The sequence below is a fragment of the Streptomyces sp. NPDC096310 genome (assembly GCF_044763125.1).
Taxonomy (GTDB): domain Bacteria; phylum Actinomycetota; class Actinomycetes; order Streptomycetales; family Streptomycetaceae; genus Streptomyces.
Map to the genome: position 1 here is coordinate 43,307 of NZ_JBIWFO010000014.1, position 17,366 is coordinate 60,672.

Genomic DNA, 17,366 nt, shown 5'->3' on the forward strand with positions numbered 1-17,366 from the left:
GCGGCGCACTTGGGTCCGTACACGCCCACGGTCAGGGCGCGGGCCGGTCCGCCCCTATCGGCGTACCCGCCGGATCCGCTTCCCCCGCCGGAGGCGCCGTACCAGGATCCGTCGGGCCGTCCTGTTCCGCCGTATCCGGATCCGCGGGATCCGCCGGTGCCGCCCTGAGCAGTTCGGACAGCAGCCGTACGGCGCCCCGCTTGTGCAGCGGGTCGTTGCCGTTGCCGCACTTGGGCGACTGGATGCAGGACGGGCAGCCCGCCTCGCACTCGCAGGAGGCGATGGCCTCACGCGTGGCGCCGAGCCAGGCGCGGGCCGTGCGGAAGGCGCGCTCGGCGAATCCGGCGCCGCCGGGATGGCCGTCGTACACGAAGACTGTCGGCAGAAGAGTGTCCGGGTGCAGCGGTACGGAGACGCCGCCGATGTCCCGGCGGTCGCACGTGGCGAAGAGCGGCAGCATGCCGATGGAGGCGTGTTCGGCGGCGTGCAGTGCGCCGCCGAGCTGCTCGGGGTTGACCCGGGCCGCGTCGAGCTGGTCCTCGGTGACCGTCCACCACACGGCACGGGTGCGCAGGGTCCGTGGGGGCAGATCGAGCTTGCTCTCGCCGAGGACTTCCCCGGTGATGAGCCGGCGGCGTAGGAAGGAGACGACCTGGTTGGTGACCTCGACGGAGCCGTAGCACAGACGTCCGGTTCCCCAGGGGATCTCGGTGTCGGTTTCGAGGACGGAGATGGCGGTGGTGTCGCGGGCGGTGGTGGAGTACGGCGGGTTGGCCTCCTCGACCAGGGCGACCGACTCCGCGAGGTCGAGCTGTTTCACCAGGTAGGTGCGGCCCTGATGGAGGTGGACGGCGCCGTCGTGGACGGCGGTGTGGCTGGCCGCTTCGTCGACCGTGCCGAGCAGCCGCCCGGTCGACGCCTCGACGATCTGGACGGGGCGGCCGCCCTCGCCCCGGATGTCGGCGAGATCGGCGGCCCGCTCGCGGCGGGTCCAGTACCAGCCCGAGGTGCGCCGGCGCAGCAGCCCCGCGGACTCCAGTTGCGGCAGCAGGGCGGGCGCGGCGGGGCCGAAGAGCGTCAGGTCGTCCTCGGTGAGGGGGAGTTCGGCGGCGGCGGCGCACAGATGGGGGGCGAGGACGTATGGATTGTCCGGATCGAGCACGGTGGACTCCACGGGCTGCCGGAACAGCGCCTCGGGGTGGTGGACCAGGTACGTGTCCAGCGGGTCGTCGCGGGCGACGAGAACGGCCAGCGCGCCCTGTCCGGCTCTTCCCGCCCGGCCCGCCTGCTGCCAGAGCGAGGCACGGGTGCCGGGGTAGCCGGAGATCACGACGGCGTCCAGGCCGGAGACGTCGATGCCCAGCTCCAGGGCGGTGGTGGCGGCGAGGCCGAGCAGTTCGCCGGAGTGCAGGGCGTTCTCCAGCGCACGGCGCTCCTCCGGGAGGTAGCCGCCCCGGTAGGCGGCGACCCGGCGGGCCAGCGAGCGGTCCACCTCGGCGAGGCGCTCCTGGGCGATGACGGAGATCAGTTCGGCGCCGCGCCGGGAGCGTACGAAGGCGACCGTACGGACACCCTGGAGGGTCAGATCGGTGAGGAGGTCGGCGGTCTCGGCGGTGGCGGTCCGGCGTACGGGCGCGCCCCGCTCGCCGTGGAGCTCCGTGAGCGGGGGCTCCCAGAGGGCGAAGACCACCTCGCCCCGGGGCGAGGCGTCGTCGGCGACCTCGCGCACGGGCAGACCGGTGAGCCGCCCCGCGGCCTGGGCGGGGTCGGCCGCGGTGGCCGAGGCGAGCAGGAAGACCGGGTTCGCGCCGTAGCGGGCGCAGACGCGGCGCAGCCGGCGCAGCACCTGGGCCACGTGGGAGCCGAAGACGCCGCGGTAGGTGTGGCACTCGTCGATGACGACATAGCGCAGCGAGCGCAGGAAGGAGGCCCAGCGGGGGTGGGACGGGAGGATGCCCCGGTGCAGCATGTCCGGATTGGTCAGCACGTAGTTGGCGTACTGCCGGACCCATTCGCGCTCTTCCACGGGGGTGTCGCCGTCGTAGACGGCGGGGCGTACGGCGTTGCCGAGCGGGGCGGCGAGGGCCTTCACGGCGCGCCGCTGGTCGGCGGCGAGGGCCTTCGTCGGGGCGAGGTAGAGCGCCGTGGTGCCCCGGCCGTTGGGCGCTTCGGAGCCGTCGAGGAGCGCGGTCAGCACGGGGGCGAGGTAGGCGAGTGACTTGCCGGAGGCCGTGCCGGTGGCGATCACGACGGACTCGCCGTCCAGAGCGTGCTCGGCGGCCTGGGCCTGATGCGTCCACGGATGGTCGATGCCGGCCCGCTGAATGGCGTTGATCACTTCCCCGCGGATGCGATCGGGCCAGACGGCATGACGGCCCGCACGTGGGGGCAGGTGCTCCGTATGGGTGATGCGCGCAGCACGGCCCGCCCCTGCGGCGAGCCGGTCGAGGACCGTACCGGGAGAGGGGCGTTCGCCCCCGGTCTGCGGGGGTCCACTGGGGTGATGTTTCCTGGCCATCGGCATCGAGTGTGTCACTGGCATGACGGACAATGAGCCCAAGGCGTCGTGCATGACTGCTGGTAAGTGATTGAATGCCATCGCGGCTGGCGATACGTCCCCTGGCTCCGTCGGGGAGACCCGAGGGGCGACCGCTCGATAGCAAGGTGCTGGAGGATCCGTGGACCTGTCCCTGTCGACTCGCAATGTGTCCGGCCCTGGTGGCGACCGTACGGTCGTCGAGGTCGGTGGCGAGATTGATGTGTATACCGCGCCCAAGCTGCGCGAGCAGTTGGTCGAGTTGGTGAACGACGGCAGCTACCACCTGGTTGTCGACATGGAGGGCGTGGACTTCCTGGACTCGACCGGTCTCGGCGTGCTCGTGGGTGGACTGAAGCGTGTGCGCGCCCATGAGGGCTCGCTGCGTCTGGTCTGCAACCAGGAGCGCATTCTCAAGATCTTCCGGATCACCGGTCTGACCAAGGTGTTCCCCATCCACACCACGGTCGACGAGGCCGTGGCGGCCACCGACTGAGGTCGGACGCCGCTTTCCGGAGGAGTGGGCAGAGGCACCGGGCATCGCGCCCGGATGCCCGCGCCCGTGAGTTTCGCACGCCCGTACGTTCGAGGGGGATCGCATGGCCACCGTTGAACTCCGCTTCAGCGCGCAGCCCGAACATGTCAGGACGGCCCGTCTGGTGGCGGCCGCCGTGGCTCGCCGGGCGGGCGTCGACGAAGCTGTGTTGGACGAGGTCAGACTCGCTGTCGGCGAGGCATGCAGCCGTGCGGTCGGGCTGCACCGCAGTCATGGCATCACCGAACCGGTGCGCGTCGTGCTCACCGAGGAGGAGAAGGCTTTCTCCATCGAGGTCGGCGACGGCGTGTCCGGTACGGGCAGCCCCGGTGCCGGGGCCTCGGAGGCGGGCGCTTCCTCGGGCGACTACGAGGGTGACGCCGAGGGCGAGGACGAGATGGGCCTCGCGGTCATCAGCGGCCTCGTCGACGACGTCGAGGTGACATCCGGGGACGACGGCGGCGTCATCCGGATGAGCTGGCCCACGACGCCACCCGTCTCGACGTCCTGACCATTCTCATGTCCTGATCATTCCGTCGGCCGACCCCTTCCGGCCGACCCGGGAAAGGCCCTGCTGAGCAGGGTCTTTCCTATTTTCCCGGGCTTCGTAAACGCTTTTATCCCATTACTCGTTTCCCGGGTGATTCCTTATGTCAAGGTCAATTACGCTGTGGCGCGCCCTGTTTTGATCAGGTTCCGCTCCCTACAATCCGTCCATCTTGAACGCTGAGCGTCAAGGAGGACGAATGGCGGGACACTTCCAACCACAACTGTCCGAGCACCCCACTTCTCTCGCGGTCGCGATACTCACGGACGGCAATCGGCTGATCGTGATCGTCATCGCGGTCGTCGCGCTGGCCGCTCTGTTCGTCGCTCAAGTACTGGTGCGTCAGGTCCTGGCGGCCGGTGAGGGCACCGATTCCATGAAGGAGATCGCGGCCGCTGTACAGGAAGGCGCAAATGCCTATCTGGCCAGGCAGTTGCGCACCCTCGGCGTTTTCGCCGTAGTGGTTTTCTTTCTGCTCCTGGTGTTGCCGGCCGACAACTGGTCGCAGCGTGCGGGACGTTCGCTGTTCTTCCTGGTGGGTGCGGGATTCTCGGCGGCCACCGGTTACATCGGCATGCGTCTCGCCGTACGCAGTAATGTGCGGGTGGCCGCGGCGGCGCGCGAGGCGACACCGGCGGAGGGCGAACCGGAAAAGGATCTGACAGCCGTCTCGCACAAAGCCATGAAGATCGCATTCCGTACGGGCGGCGTGGTCGGCATGTTCACGGTGGGCCTCGGCCTGCTCGGTGCCTCGTGCGTGGTCCTCGTCTACGCGGCCGACGCCCCCAAGGTCCTGGAGGGCTTCGGCCTCGGCGCCGCGCTGATCGCCATGTTCATGAGGGTCGGCGGCGGCATCTTCACCAAGGCCGCCGATGTCGGCGCCGACCTGGTCGGCAAGGTCGAGCAGGGCATCCCCGAGGACGATCCGCGCAACGCCGCCACGATCGCCGACAACGTGGGCGACAACGTCGGCGACTGCGCGGGCATGGCCGCCGACCTCTTCGAGTCGTACGCCGTGACACTGGTCGCCGCGCTGATCCTCGGCAAGGCGGCGTTCGGGGACTTCGGCCTCGCCTTCCCGCTGATCGTCCCCGCGATCGGCGTGGTGACCGCGATGATCGGCATCTTCGCGGTCGCCCCGCGCCGTGCCGACCGCAGCGGCATGAGCGCCATCAACCGCGGCTTCTTCATCTCCGCGGCGATCTCGCTCGCCCTCGTGGCCGTGGCGGCCTTTGTCTACCTGCCGTCCTCGTACGCGGGACTGGACGGCGTCGACGACCGGTCGATCCTCACGCACGGCGGCGACCCGAGGGTCCTGGCCCTGGTCGCGGTCGCCATCGGTATCGTCCTCGCGGCCCTGATCCAGCAGCTCACCGGCTACTTCACCGAGACCTCCCGGCGCCCGGTCAAGGACATCGGCAAATCCGCCCTGACCGGCCCTGCCACGGTCGTCCTCGCGGGCATCGCCATCGGCCTGGAGTCCGCCGTCTACACGGCGCTGCTGATCGGTCTAGCGGTGTACGGGGCCTTCCTGCTCGGCGGTACGTCGATCATGCTCGCCCTCTTCGCGGTGGCCCTGGCCGGCACCGGGCTGCTCACCACCGTCGGCGTCATCGTCGCCATGGACACCTTCGGGCCGGTCTCCGACAACGCCCAGGGCATCGCCGAGATGTCCGGGGACGTGACGGGCGCGGGCGCCCAGGTGCTCACCGACCTCGACGCCGTGGGGAACACCACCAAGGCGATCACGAAGGGCATCGCCATCGCCACGGCCGTACTCGCCGCCGCGGCGCTCTTCGGCTCGTACCGGGACGCCATCGCGACGGCCGTCGCGGACGTCGGGGCCAGAGCGGGCGAACTCACGCTCAGCCTGGACATCTCCCAGCCCAACAACCTGGTCGGGCTGATCCTCGGCGCCGCGGTCGTCTTCCTCTTCTCCGGGCTGGCGATCAACGCGGTGTCCCGGTCCGCCGGCTCGGTGGTCTACGAGGTGCGGCGGCAGTTCCGCGAGCACCCCGGGATCATGGACTACACGGAGAAGCCCGAGTACGGGCGCGTCGTCGACATCTGCACCAAGGACGCGCTGCGCGAGCTGGCCACGCCGGGGCTGCTCGCGGTGCTCACCCCGATCGCCGTGGGCTTCTCGCTCGGGGTCGGGGCGCTCGGATCGTTCCTGGCGGGCGCGATCGGCACCGGCACCCTGATGGCCGTCTTCCTCGCCAACTCCGGCGGTGCCTGGGACAACGCGAAGAAGCTGGTCGAGGACGGGCGCCACGGCGGCAAGGGCAGCGACGCGCACGCCGCGACGGTCATCGGCGACACCGTCGGCGATCCGTTCAAGGACACGGCGGGGCCCGCCATCAACCCGCTGCTCAAGGTGATGAACCTGGTCGCGCTGCTGATCGCCCCGGCGGTCGTGCAGTTCAGTTACGGCGACGACGCCAGCGCGGGGATCCGCACGCTGGTCGCGGTGCTCGCCCTGGTCGTCATCGTGGGCGCGGTCTACGTCTCCAAGCGGCGCTCGGTCGCCGTGGACGACGCGGGCGGGGGCGGCGGGGAGGGCAGCGGCGGCGGCAGCGAGAAGTCGCCCGATCCGGTGGTGGCCTCATGACAGCCGGTCATCCACCGATCGCCCACCGCTCATCGAACGACCGATTCCCCTCACTTCTCGTTCTCTAGCTGGTCGGAGCCGGTCAAGAAACGTACGGACGGCGCGGATTGACGCGCCGTCCGTACCCGGCCCGACGAGTCCGGGTACGGACCGGGGCCCGCGCCGTCCCGGAACGGGCCGTACGCGTGAGGTGTCTCTCCCTTGGTGCAAATGGCTGCAATAGCCTACGTACCGGACGTTCGGCGCATGGCTGCCGCCCCGACGGCGTGTATGTTCCGGGGCCGAGAGCCTTGGAAGGGACCCATCCGGTGAACAAGAAGCTTGTGGCCGCGCTGTCCGGCGGTGCGGTACTGCTCATGGCGCTGTCCGGTTGCAGTGGCGACGACAACGACAGCAAGGTGAACGACTGGGCCAAGAAGGTCTGCGACCAGGTCCAGCCACAGCTGAAGAAGATCGCGGACGCCAACACGTCCATCCAGCAGGCGACCTCCGACAGCAGCAAGCCCGCCGACGTCCAGTCGACGGACTCCGCCGCCTTCCAGTCCATCTCCCAGGCGTACAAGTCGCTGGGTGCCGCCGTGAACAGCGCGGGCGCCCCGCCCGTCACCGACGGCGAGAAGACCCAGCAGGAGGCCGTCAAGGAGCTCAACGCCACCGCGGCGTCCTACGGCGGCCTCAAGACGAAGGTCGACGAGCTGGACACCAAGGACCAGGCGAAGTTCGCCGACGGCCTCAAGGGCGTCGCGGACGAACTGGCCACCCTCAGCAAGAGCGGCGACCAGGCGCTCCAGAAGCTCCAGTCCGGCGATGTCGGCAAGGCGATGGCGAAGCAGCCCGGCTGCCAGAAGCCCACGGCCGGCGGCGCGTCCGCCTCTCCCACGACGGCGGGCAGCCAGTCCTGACCGGCGCGGCGGAGTCCGCCCGCGGCCCACGGGCCGCGGCGCGCGCTCTCGAACGCGGTACACGCGGCCCGGCCCGGAGGACCCACGCGTCCAGGGGCCGGGCCGCGGGCCGTTGTCAGTGGGAGACGCCACAATGGGCAGGTGAGTACGACCAGCCTTCCCTCGCCCGACCACTCGCCCCGACTCCGTGCGGCCCTGCTCGCCGCCGACTTCACCGCCGACGGCCTCCTGGAGCGGCTCGGCGCCCCCGCCTACGCCGCCCTGGCCCGCGGCGAGACTGTTCCCGCCCTGCGCGCCACCCGTGGCGACACGCCGCTCGAAACGCTCGTCCGGCTCTTCCTGCTCCAGCGGCCCGTTCCCCGGGAGCGCGCGGAAGCAGCCCTTCCGCTGGGCGACGCGCTGACCGACGGCTGGGTCGTTCGGGACGGCGCCCTGATCACCGCCGCCGTGGACGTACGGCCTTACGGCGGACCCGAGGGGCAGGACTGGTTCATCGTCTCCGACCTGGGCTGCTCCGTCGGCGGCGCCTCCGGGGCGAGCGGCCATGACGAGGGCGTGGTGCTCGGTGTCGGCGGCGCCTCGACGACCCTGGCCGGGCTCACGGTCCGTACGCCCGTGGGCAGTGCGCTCGACGTGGGCACGGGCTCCGGCATCCAGGCGCTGCACGCCGCGCAGCACGCCACCCGCGTCACCGCCACCGATCTCAACCCCCGGGCGCTCGGCTTCACCCGGCTGACGCTGGCGCTCTCCGGCGCGCCCGCCGCCGAGCTGCGCGAGGGCTCGCTCTTCGAACCGGTCGGGGACGAGACGTACGACCTGATCGTCTCCAACCCGCCGTTCGTGATCTCCCCCGGCGCCCGGCTGACCTACCGGGACGGCGGGATGGGCGGGGACGATCTGTGCCGCACGCTCGTTCAGCAGGCGGGGGAGCGGCTGAACGAGGGGGGATACGCGCAGTTCCTCGCCAACTGGCAGCACGTGGAGGGGGAGGAGTGGCAGGAGCGGCTGCGGTCGTGGGTGCCGCGCGGCTGCGACGCCTGGATCGTGCAGCGCGAGGTCCAGGACGTCACGCAGTACGCCGAGCTGTGGCTGCGCGACAGCGGCGACCACCGCAGTGATCCGCAGGCGTACGCGGCCCGCTACGACGCCTGGCTGGACGAGTTCGAGGCCCGTGGGACGAAGGGCGTCGGTTTCGGCTGGATCTCGCTCAGGAAGTCGGGCGCCGCGCAGCCGTCGATCGTCGTGGAGGAGTGGCCGCACTCGGTGGAGCAGCCGCTCGGCGAGAGCGTACGGGCCCACTTCGAGCGGCAGGACTATCTGCGGGCCAGGGACGACGCCGCGCTGCTCGCCGACCACTTCGTCCTCGCGGCCGAGGTCGTCCAGGAACAGGTCGGGCTGCCGGGCGCCGAGGACCCCGAGCATGTGGTGCTCCGGCAGAACCGGGGGATGCGCCGGGCCACCAAGGTCGACACGGTCGGCGCCGGGTTCGCGGGGGTCTGCGACGGATCCCTGAGCGCCGGGCGGATCCTGGACGCGATCGCCCAGCTCATGGGGGAGGACCCGGTCCTGCTCCGCGACCGGACCCCGCAGTCGATCCGGCTGCTCGTGGAGGAGGGATTCCTGGAACCGGCCTCGCGGGGATGAGCCCTCCCGGGTGAGCCAAGCCCTCCCGGGTGCCGCCCGGCCGACCGGGACGTGCCGCGTTCACCCGGAATTCGCGCCGGGTATGTCCCGGGCTGCCAGCATCCGCCTCCAGGAGATTCCCGGCGCCCCGGAACGGGCGCCACGGAGGGACGGGGGCGGGCATGGAGAGCGAGCCGGCGATCTTCGCGGGAGTGGTGTTCGCGGTGTTCGGGGCAGGGCTGCTGGTGTGGACGGGGGCTCGCGTCCTGCACCGGGAGCCGGTGGCCCACGGCGTCCGGCCTGCGGCGTCCATCACGCTCGCCACACTCTCGGGCGTGGTCTTTCTCGCTCTCGGCGTGTGGTGCTTCGGTCGTATCTGATCCAAGCGCTCCACAGCTCCGGGACAACCGCCAGGCCATGATCGTCCCGGCCCGCCGCGCCGCGCCGCCACCGCCTCGGACCTGCCGCTGAAGCGCGCCGGACCTGGGCCGGACCTGCGCCGGGGCCCGGTCGGGCCGCACGTCGGTCGCCTCACGAGGCCCCCCTGCCCGACCCTCCTCAGGCGCCCCGTTGCATCCACCGCCGGCCGGGTCCGACGCGGCGGGCGTGGGGGTCCGGGCGGCAGGAATGGCTGGAGTCGGGTTACCGTTCGAGTGGCCGTTGCGGTCTTTCGCCGTTTGACACGGGGGCGGGTTGTACCGTCACACTCCGCAGCGAAGCAGCGTCATCGCTGGGCGGTCCCGCGCCCCGCTGTGCCGTGCTGCCGTACTGCCGTACGGGCCCACCCAGCGTCGACCGGAGAGAAGAGCGAAGTTGTCCCCGACCAGCGAGACCGCACACGGCGGCCGCCGACTCGTCATCGTCGAGTCGCCTGCCAAGGCGAAGACGATCAAGGGCTACCTCGGCCCTGACTATGTCGTCGAGGCGAGCGTCGGGCACATCCGCGACCTCCCGAACGGCGCCGCCGAGGTGCCCGAGAAGTACACCGGCGAGGTACGCCGCCTCGGTGTGGACGTCGAGCATGACTTCCAGCCCATCTACGTCGTCAACGCCGACAAGAAGGCGCAGGTCAGAAAGCTCAAGGAGCTGCTGGCCGAATCCGACGAGCTCTACCTCGCCACCGATGAGGACCGCGAGGGCGAAGCCATCGCGTGGCACCTCCAGGAGGTTCTCAAGCCCAAGGTCCCCGTCCACCGGATGGTCTTCCACGAGATCACCAAGGACGCGATCCGGGCCGCCGTCGCCAACCCGCGTGAGCTGAACACGCGCATGGTCAACGCCCAGGAGACCCGCCGTATCCTCGACCGGCTGTACGGCTACGAGGTCTCGCCGGTCCTGTGGAAGAAGGTCATGCGCGGCCTCTCCGCTGGCCGCGTCCAGTCCGTCGCCACCCGGCTCGTCGTCGAGCGCGAGCGCGAGCGCATCGCCTTCCGCTCCGCCGAGTACTGGGACCTGACCGGCACGTTCTCCACCGGCCGCCCCGGCGACCCTTCCGACCCGTCCTCCCTGGTCGCCCGGCTGAACTCGGTCGACGGCCGGCGCGTCGCCCAGGGCCGTGACTTCGGCCCGGACGGCCGGCTCAAGTCCGACCAGGTGCTGCACCTCGACGAGGCGAACGCGCGGGCGCTGGCCGCCGCGCTGACGGACTCGTCCTTCTCCGTGCGCTCGGTCGAGTCCAAGCCGTACCGCCGCTCCCCGTACGCGCCCTTCCGCACCACGACGCTCCAGCAGGAGGCCTCGCGCAAGCTCGGCTTCGGGGCGAAGTCCACGATGCAGGTCGCGCAGAAGCTGTACGAGAACGGCTTCATCACCTACATGCGTACGGACTCCACCACACTCTCCGACACCGCGATCTCGGCGGCGCGTGCCCAGGTCACGCAGTTGTACGGGGCGGGCTATCTGCCGGACAAGCCGCGTACGTACGCCGGGAAGGTCAAGAACGCCCAGGAGGCACACGAGGCGATCCGTCCTTCGGGCGATCGTTTCCGTACCCCGGCGGAGACCGGGCTGAGCGGCGACCAGTTCCGGCTGTACGAGCTGATCTGGAAGCGGACCGTCGCCTCCCAGATGAAGGACGCGGTCGGCAACAGCGTCACCGTCCGGATCGGCGGGACATCGAGCGACGGCCGGGACGCGGAATTCTCCGCCTCCGGCAAGACGATCACCTTCCACGGCTTCATGAAGGCGTACGTCGAGGGCGCGGACGACCCGAACGCGGAGCTGGACGACCGCGAGCGCAGGCTGCCGCAGGTCGCCGAGGGCGACGCGCTCTCCGCCGAGGAGATGTCGGTCGACGGACACGCCACCAAGCCGCCGGCCCGCTACACCGAGGCCTCGCTGGTCAAGGAGCTGGAAGAGCGCGAGATCGGCCGTCCCTCGACGTACGCCTCCATCATCGGCACCATCCTCGACCGCGGTTATGTCTTCAAGAAGGGCACGGCCCTGGTGCCGTCCTTCTTGTCCTTCGCCGTCGTCAACCTGCTGGAGACGCACTTCGGCCGGCTGGTCGACTACGACTTCACGGCCAAGATGGAGGACGACCTCGACCGCATCGCCCAGGGCGAGGCCCAGGCCGTGCCGTGGCTCAGGCGCTTCTATTTCGGCGAGGGCGACGACAACGCGGGCGCGGCCTCCAGCGCGGGCAACGGCGACGGGGACCACCTCGGCGGCCTCAAGGAGCTCGTCACCGACCTCGGCGCGATCGACGCCAAGGAGATCTCCTCGTTCCCCGTCGGCGACGGCATCATGCTGCGTGTCGGACGGTACGGGCCTTACGTGGAGCGCGGCGAGAAGGACGCGGAGGGCCACCAGCGCGCCGACGTGCCCGAGGAGATGGCCCCGGACGAACTGACCGTCGCGTACGCGGAGGAGCTGCTGGCCAAGCCGAGCGGCGATTTCGAGCTGGGCGCCGACCCGGTCACCGGGAACCAGATCGTGGCGAAGGACGGCCGCTACGGCCCGTACGTCACCGAGATCCTGCCCGACGGCACGCCGAAGACCGGCAAGAACGCGGTGAAGCCCCGTACGGCCTCGCTCTTCAAGTCCATGTCGCTCGACACGGTCACCATCGACGACGCGCTCAAGCTGATGTCGCTGCCGCGGGTGGTCGGGACCGACGCCGAGGGTGTCGAGATCACCGCGCAGAACGGTCGGTACGGCCCGTATCTGAAGAAGGGCACCGACTCGCGGTCGCTGACCAGCGAGGACCAGCTCTTCGACATCACCCTCGAAGAGGCGCTGGCGATCTACGCCCAGCCCAAGCAGCGGGGCCGGGCCGCGGCCAAGCCGCCGCTCAAGGAGCTGGGCACGGACCCGGTGAGCGAGCGTCCTGTGGTCGTGAAGGACGGGCGGTTCGGCCCGTACGTCACGGACGGCGAGACGAACGCGACCCTGCGGACGGACGACAGCGTCGAGTCGATCACCGCGGAGCGCGGGTACGAACTGCTCGCGGAGAAGCGCGCGAAGACCCCGGCCAAGAAGACCGCCAAGAAGGCGGCGAAGAAGGCCCCCGCCAAGAAGGCGCCGGCCAAGAAGGCGACGACGGCGAAGAAGGCCGCCGCGAAGAAGACGACGGCCAAGAAGGCGGCCGTAACGGGCACGGCGACCGCGGCGAAGAAGACGGCTGCCAAGAAGGCGTCGGCCGCGACCCCTGGGTCGACGAGGACGGACGCGTAGCCGCGGTACGCGCGTAGGCGCCGCTGAGCGGTGCTTACGCGGAGAAGCGGTGCCTACGCTGAGAAGCCGAGGGAGCGGGGCAGCGGGGGCGGGGCGAACCGGCCGGGCGCGCCCCGGGGGCCCGGCGCGGGCGGCCACATGGTCATTTGTTCGGACGGGGCTCCAGGGTTGTCGGTGGGGCCGGATAGGCTGGGCGGATGACGCGAGCCGAGCAGCCAACGGTCGTGAGCCCCTCCTCCGACTCCGACGCACTTGCCGCAGACTCACGAGAGCGCGCCGTTCGATCTCTGTTGCGCCTCCCTCCGCTGCGGCGGTTGTGGGGTGCCCAGTTCGTCGGCGGGATCGGCGACGTACTCGCCGTTCTCGTGCTTCTGCTGCTGTCGTTGCAAGCGGCGATCGCCGAGGGCTCGTTCGGTACGGGATACCGGGGCGCGGCGTTCGCCGTCGCCGCCGTGTTCGGCGCCCGGATCCTGGCCACGCTGCTGTTCGGCGCCGTGCTGCTGGGACCGCTGACGGCGCTGGTCGCACCCCGTACGGGCGCCCCCGGAGCCGCCGGGAAGCCGAGGGCGGTCGCGAAACCCGTGGCCGCGGAGTCCGGCGGGGGCGAGTCCGGCGACACCGCCGCGCAGCCCGCTGAGCCCGCCAAGCCGGCCAAGCCCGAACGGGACGGCGGGCCGCTGGACCGCCGCTGGACGATGATCGTCGCGGACGTCCTCCGCCTCGGTCTGCTGATCGTCGCGCCGCTCTGGCTCGACTGGACCCCCGACCGCGCCCTTCCGATCCTTCTCAGCACCATCTTCGTGGTGGGCGTGGCCGAGCGCTTCTGGACGGTGGCCAAGGAGAGCGCCGCCCCGTCGCTGCTGCCGCCCCCGCCGCCGGAGGGCGCCGCCGTACGCCCGCTGCCCGACCACCTCGACGCGCTGCGCCGGCTCTCGCTCCGTACGACGTTCCTGTCCGTCCCCGCCGCCGCGGCGGTCCTGCTCGTCGCCACGCTGCTCGGCAATCTGCTGGGCACGGGCATCGGGTGGTTCTCGCTGCATCAGGCGGCGCTCGGCTCGTACGTCGCGGCCGGGCTGTTCTCGGCGTCCGTCTCCGCGTTGTACTTCCTGGAACTGCCAGACGGGCCGACGCCCCGGCCGCGCTCGCCGCTCGAAGGACTGCGCCGCCCCGGCGGCTCCGGTTCCGGAGGCGGCGACAAGGGCCGTACGGGCGCGGTGCCGCTGCTCGTCCTCGCCTGCGGCGCGATCGCCGGAGCCGTCGCGGCGGCCGTGGCGGTCTCCGTCCTCCAGGCCAAGGACCTCGGCGGCGGGCCCGTCGCCTTCGCCCTGCTGGTCCTCGGACTGGCCGGCGGTACGGCGCTGGGCATCCGCGGCGGCGCGAAGGTGCTCCCCGCCCTGTCCCGGCGCCGTACGTTCGCGCTGGGCATCGCCGTCACCGGTGTCGCGCTGCTCGCCATGGGTCTCGTACCGGACACGGCGACGGTGCTGTTCCTCGCGCTGTTCACCGGCTTCACAGCGGGAGTCGTGGCGTATACCGGCCACGCCCTTATCGATGTGGAGATCGAGGAGTATCGTCGACAGCGAGTCACCGAACACCTGCAAGCTGTAGTCGGGGTCTTTGTCGCACTCGGCGTGGTCGTCGCCCCCCTCGTCGCCGCGGCCATCGGCCCGCACCGCCTCGCCAGCGGCACCTTCGTCTTCGCGCACGACGGCGCCGCCTTCACCCTGATGCTCGTCGGCGCGCTGCTGCTGCCCGTCGCGGCGGTCGTGCTGGCCAAGACGGACGACCGGTCCGGCGTGCCGCTCCGGCGTGACATCCGCGACGCGCTGCGCGGCGGAGCCGACCCCGTACAAACCCCGGTCGGGACCGGCTTCTTCCTCGCCGTGGAGGGCGGGGACGGCGCCGGGAAGTCCACCCAGGTCGAGGCGCTGGCCAACTGGATCCGCGCCAAGGGCCACGAAGTGGTGGTCACGCGCGAGCCGGGCGCGACCCCGGTCGGCAAGCGGCTCCGGTCGATCCTGCTCGACGTGTCCAGCGCCGGACTCTCCCACCGCGCGGAGACGCTGCTGTACGCGGCGGACCGCGCCGAGCACGTCGACTCGGTGGTCCGCCCCGCCCTGGAGCGTGGCGCGATCGTCATCTCCGACCGCTACATCGACTCGTCCGTGGCCTACCAGGGAGCGGGCCGCGATCTCTCCCCGACCGAGATCGCCCGGATCTCGCGCTGGGCGACGGGCGGCCTCGTACCGCATCTCACGGTGCTGCTCGACGTCTCCCCGGAGGCTGCGCGCGAGCGCTTCACGGAGGCACCGGACCGGCTGGAGTCCGAGCCCGCCGAGTTTCACCAGCGGGTACGGTCCGGCTTCCTCACCCTGGCCGCCGCCGACCCGACGCGTTATCTCGTCGTGGACGCGAGCCAGGAGCCCGAGGCGGTCACCACGGTCGTACGGCACCGGCTCGACCAGCTTCTGCCGCTCTCCGAGGCCGAGATCAAGGCCCGGGAGGAGGCGCGGAAGGCGGCCATCGAGGAGGCCCGCCGCAAGGCCGAGGAAGAGGCCGCGCGCAAGGCGGAGGAGGAGCGGCTGGAGCGTGAGCGCCAGGCGCAGCTCGCCAAGCTCCGTGCCGAGGAGGAGGAGCGCAAGCGCCGCGAGCTGGAGGAGGCGCGCCGACGCGAGGAGGAGCGCCTGGCGGAGGAGGCCAGGGCGCGCGCCGAGGAGGAGCGCCGGGTCGCCGAGGAGGAGCGCAAGCGGCGCGAGGCCGAGGAGCGGGCCTACGAGGCGGAGCAGGCGCGTCTCAGGCGGCAGGCGCAGGAGGAGACCAGGCTCCGCGCCGAGGCGGAGGAGCGGCGCCTGGAGAAGCAGCGCAAGGCGGAGGAGGCGCTGCTCAGGGCCGAGGAGGCGCGTCGGCGCGCGGAGGAGGCGGCGGCGGCAGCGGCCTCGGCAGAGGTCTCGCCGAACGAGGTCACGGTGCCGACTCCGGTGGTCAAGCCGAACCTCAGGAAGCCGGACATCACCCCGGAGGACGTGACGCAGGAGGTCCCGGCGGTACGCCCGGACACCCGGCGGCCCGGGGGCGACCGGCCGGACGCAGGACAGGACAGGACCGGCGCGGCCGACGAGACGGCCGTGCTGCCGCCGGTGCGCGACGAGCCGCGCGGGGCCGGGCGCGACGGGCGGAACGGGACCTCGCGCGACGCGCGCGCGGCCGACGAGACTGCCGTCCTGCCGCCCGTACGCAACGGCGACGCGGCGCCGACGCGCGACAGCGACCCGGCGGACCGGGTGCCGCGGGGCTTCTTCCGCGACGATGCCCCGGCGTCCGGGGAGCGGGAGAATGAGCGCACGAGGGAGCTGCCGGTGATCGACCCGGACGCCGCGCCTGAGGCCCGCCTCCAGCGCCCGCCGGAGCGCCCGCGCCGCCGCTCGGACTGGGCGGAGGAGACGCCGCTGGACGATCTGCCGACCCTGGCGGACGAACTGCTCGGCGGGCGGGACGACGACGGCGACGACACCGACGGTAAGCGGCGCCGTTAGACCCGGCGACGGCCGGAGGACCGTGTGGGGCCGGATTGTCAGACCCCGGCCCCACAATGGATTCCGAGCGCGTCCGTCCCGCAGGGGCGGCACACGGTACGGAGCCGGCACAGGGTACGGAGCCGCGGGCCAGGGGCCGCGCAGCGAGAAGGGGGTGACAGCGCATGACCGTATGGGACGAGCTGGTCGGGCAGGACCGCGTCCACGAGACACTGGCCGCCGCCGCCCGGGACGCCGACGCGCTGGTCACGGCCGAGGCCGGGGGCGGCACCCCGCCCGAGGCGTCGAAGATGACGCACGCCTGGCTGTTCACTGGGCCGCCGGGGTCGGGCCGGTCCACGGCGGCCCGCGCCTTCGCCGCGGCCCTTCAGTGCACCAGTCCGGACCGCGCCCTCGGCGGCGAGCCGGGGTGCGGGTTCTGTGACGGCTGCCACACGAGCCTGATCGGTACGCACGCCGACGTGGACGTCATCCGTACGGACCTGCTCTCCATCGGCGTCAAGGAGACCCGCGAACTGGTCCGCCGAGCCCAGCTCTCGCCGGCCGGCGGACGCTGGCAGGTCAATGTGCTGGAGGACGCCGACCGCCTCACCGAAGGCGCGGGCAACGTCCTGCTGAAGGGCGTGGAGGAGCCGGCGCCCCGCACGGTCTGGCTGCTCTGCGCGCCCTCCCTGGAGGACGTCCTGCCCACGATCCGCTCCCGCTGCCGCCACCTCGTTCTGCGTACCCCGCCCGTGGCCGCCGTCGCCGACGTCCTGATCCGGCGCGACGGTATCGAGCCGGACGCCGCCCACGCGGCGGCGCGCGCCACCCAGGGCCACATCGGGCGGGCCCGCCGGCTGGCCACCGACCCGCGCGCCCGGGCCCGCCGGGCCACCGTCCTCAAGATGCCCCTGCGCGTGGACGACATCGGCGGATGTCTCAAGGCGGCGCAGGAGCTGATCGACGCCGCCACCGAGGACGCCAAGCAGGTCGCCGAGGAGGTCGACGTCAAGGAGACCGACGAGATGAAGGCCGCCCTCGGCGCCGCGGCGGGCGGCAGGATGCCCCGGGGAACGGCCGGGGTGATGAAGGAGCTGGCCGACCGCCAGAAGCGCCGGTCCACCCGTACGCAGCGCGACAGCCTCGATCTGGCCCTCACCGACCTGACCGGCTTCTACCGCGATGTGCTCGCCCTCCAGATGAGATCACGGGTCGCGCTGGCCAACGCCGACGTGCGGGACGCGCTGGAACGGATCGCCCGCGCCTCCACCCCGGAGCGGACCCTGCGCCGTATCGAGGCGATCGTGGCCTGCCGCCAGGCCCTGGACCGGAACGTGGCGCCGCTGCTCGCGGTGGAGGCGATGGCCGTGTCGCTCAGAACGGGCTGACCCGGGTGATTCGCCCGTACAGTCGGAAGATCAC

At 71.7% G+C, this 17,366-nt stretch carries 10 protein-coding genes; 9 read left to right on the plus strand and 1 reads right to left on the minus strand.

Annotation, left to right across the window (positions count from 1 at the left end; translation table 11 throughout):
• Positions 1-31 precede the first annotated feature (31 nt).
• The gene (locus ACIQ7D_RS24055; protein ID WP_403940703.1) at positions 32-2,599 is read right to left on the minus strand and encodes a DEAD/DEAH box helicase; all 2,568 of its coding nucleotides are present in this window, start codon (positions 2,597-2,599) and stop codon (positions 32-34) included.
• Between the two features lie 79 nt (positions 2,600-2,678).
• Here ACIQ7D_RS24055 and ACIQ7D_RS24060 point away from each other — a divergent pair, with 79 nt between their 5' ends.
• The 9 genes from ACIQ7D_RS24060 (at position 2,679) to ACIQ7D_RS24100 (ending at position 17,332) form a co-directional block, all read left to right on the plus strand.
• Positions 2,679-3,032 (plus strand): STAS domain-containing protein, encoded by a 354-nt coding sequence (locus ACIQ7D_RS24060; RefSeq protein WP_003967428.1) that lies wholly within the window; start codon positions 2,679-2,681, stop codon positions 3,030-3,032.
• A gap of 103 nt (positions 3,033-3,135) precedes the next feature.
• Complete coding sequence (locus tag ACIQ7D_RS24065; RefSeq protein WP_403940704.1) at positions 3,136-3,582, plus strand: ATP-binding protein; 447 nt, start codon at positions 3,136-3,138, stop codon at positions 3,580-3,582.
• Positions 3,583-3,817: 235 nt separating this feature from the next.
• A complete protein-coding gene (locus ACIQ7D_RS24070; RefSeq protein ID WP_403940706.1) occupies positions 3,818-6,229 on the plus strand; it encodes a sodium-translocating pyrophosphatase in 2,412 nt (803 codons plus the stop codon).
• A gap of 308 nt (positions 6,230-6,537) precedes the next feature.
• The gene (locus ACIQ7D_RS24075) at positions 6,538-7,131 is read left to right on the plus strand and encodes a small secreted protein (RefSeq protein WP_403940708.1); all 594 of its coding nucleotides are present in this window, start codon (positions 6,538-6,540) and stop codon (positions 7,129-7,131) included.
• Positions 7,132-7,272: 141 nt separating this feature from the next.
• On the plus strand, positions 7,273-8,775 hold the full coding sequence (locus ACIQ7D_RS24080) for a methyltransferase (RefSeq protein ID WP_403940710.1): 1,503 nt from the start codon (positions 7,273-7,275) through the stop codon (positions 8,773-8,775).
• 161 nt (positions 8,776-8,936) lie between these two features.
• Positions 8,937-9,134: a hypothetical protein gene (locus tag ACIQ7D_RS24085; RefSeq protein ID WP_403940712.1), complete on the plus strand. Its 198-nt coding sequence runs from the start codon at positions 8,937-8,939 to the stop codon at positions 9,132-9,134.
• Positions 9,135-9,567: 433 nt separating this feature from the next.
• Positions 9,568-12,429, plus strand: coding sequence for a type I DNA topoisomerase (gene topA / locus ACIQ7D_RS24090; RefSeq protein WP_403940714.1), 2,862 nt, complete (start codon positions 9,568-9,570; stop codon positions 12,427-12,429).
• 197 nt (positions 12,430-12,626) lie between these two features.
• Positions 12,627-15,962, plus strand: a complete 3,336-nt coding sequence (gene tmk / locus ACIQ7D_RS24095; protein WP_403940716.1) for a dTMP kinase — start codon at positions 12,627-12,629, stop codon at positions 15,960-15,962.
• Between the two features lie 164 nt (positions 15,963-16,126).
• A complete protein-coding gene (locus ACIQ7D_RS24100) occupies positions 16,127-17,332 on the plus strand; it encodes a DNA polymerase III subunit delta' (RefSeq protein ID WP_403940718.1) in 1,206 nt (401 codons plus the stop codon).
• Positions 17,333-17,366: the final 34 nt, after the last annotated feature.

What these genes read in the sequence shown, in the direction of transcription:
- ACIQ7D_RS24055 (WP_403940703.1), bottom strand. Translation starts at nt 2,599, where the DNA reads ATGGCATTCAATCACTTACCAGCAGTCATGCACGACGCCTTGGGCTCA.
- ACIQ7D_RS24085 (WP_403940712.1), top strand. Translation starts at nt 8,937, where the DNA reads ATGGAGAGCGAGCCGGCGATCTTCGCGGGAGTGGTGTTCGCGGTGTTC.
- tmk (WP_403940716.1), top strand. Translation starts at nt 12,627, where the DNA reads ATGACGCGAGCCGAGCAGCCAACGGTCGTGAGCCCCTCCTCCGACTCC.
- ACIQ7D_RS24100 (WP_403940718.1), top strand. Translation starts at nt 16,127, where the DNA reads ATGACCGTATGGGACGAGCTGGTCGGGCAGGACCGCGTCCACGAGACA.
- ACIQ7D_RS24070 (WP_403940706.1), top strand. Translation starts at nt 3,818, where the DNA reads ATGGCGGGACACTTCCAACCACAACTGTCCGAGCACCCCACTTCTCTC.
- ACIQ7D_RS24065 (WP_403940704.1), top strand. Translation starts at nt 3,136, where the DNA reads ATGGCCACCGTTGAACTCCGCTTCAGCGCGCAGCCCGAACATGTCAGG.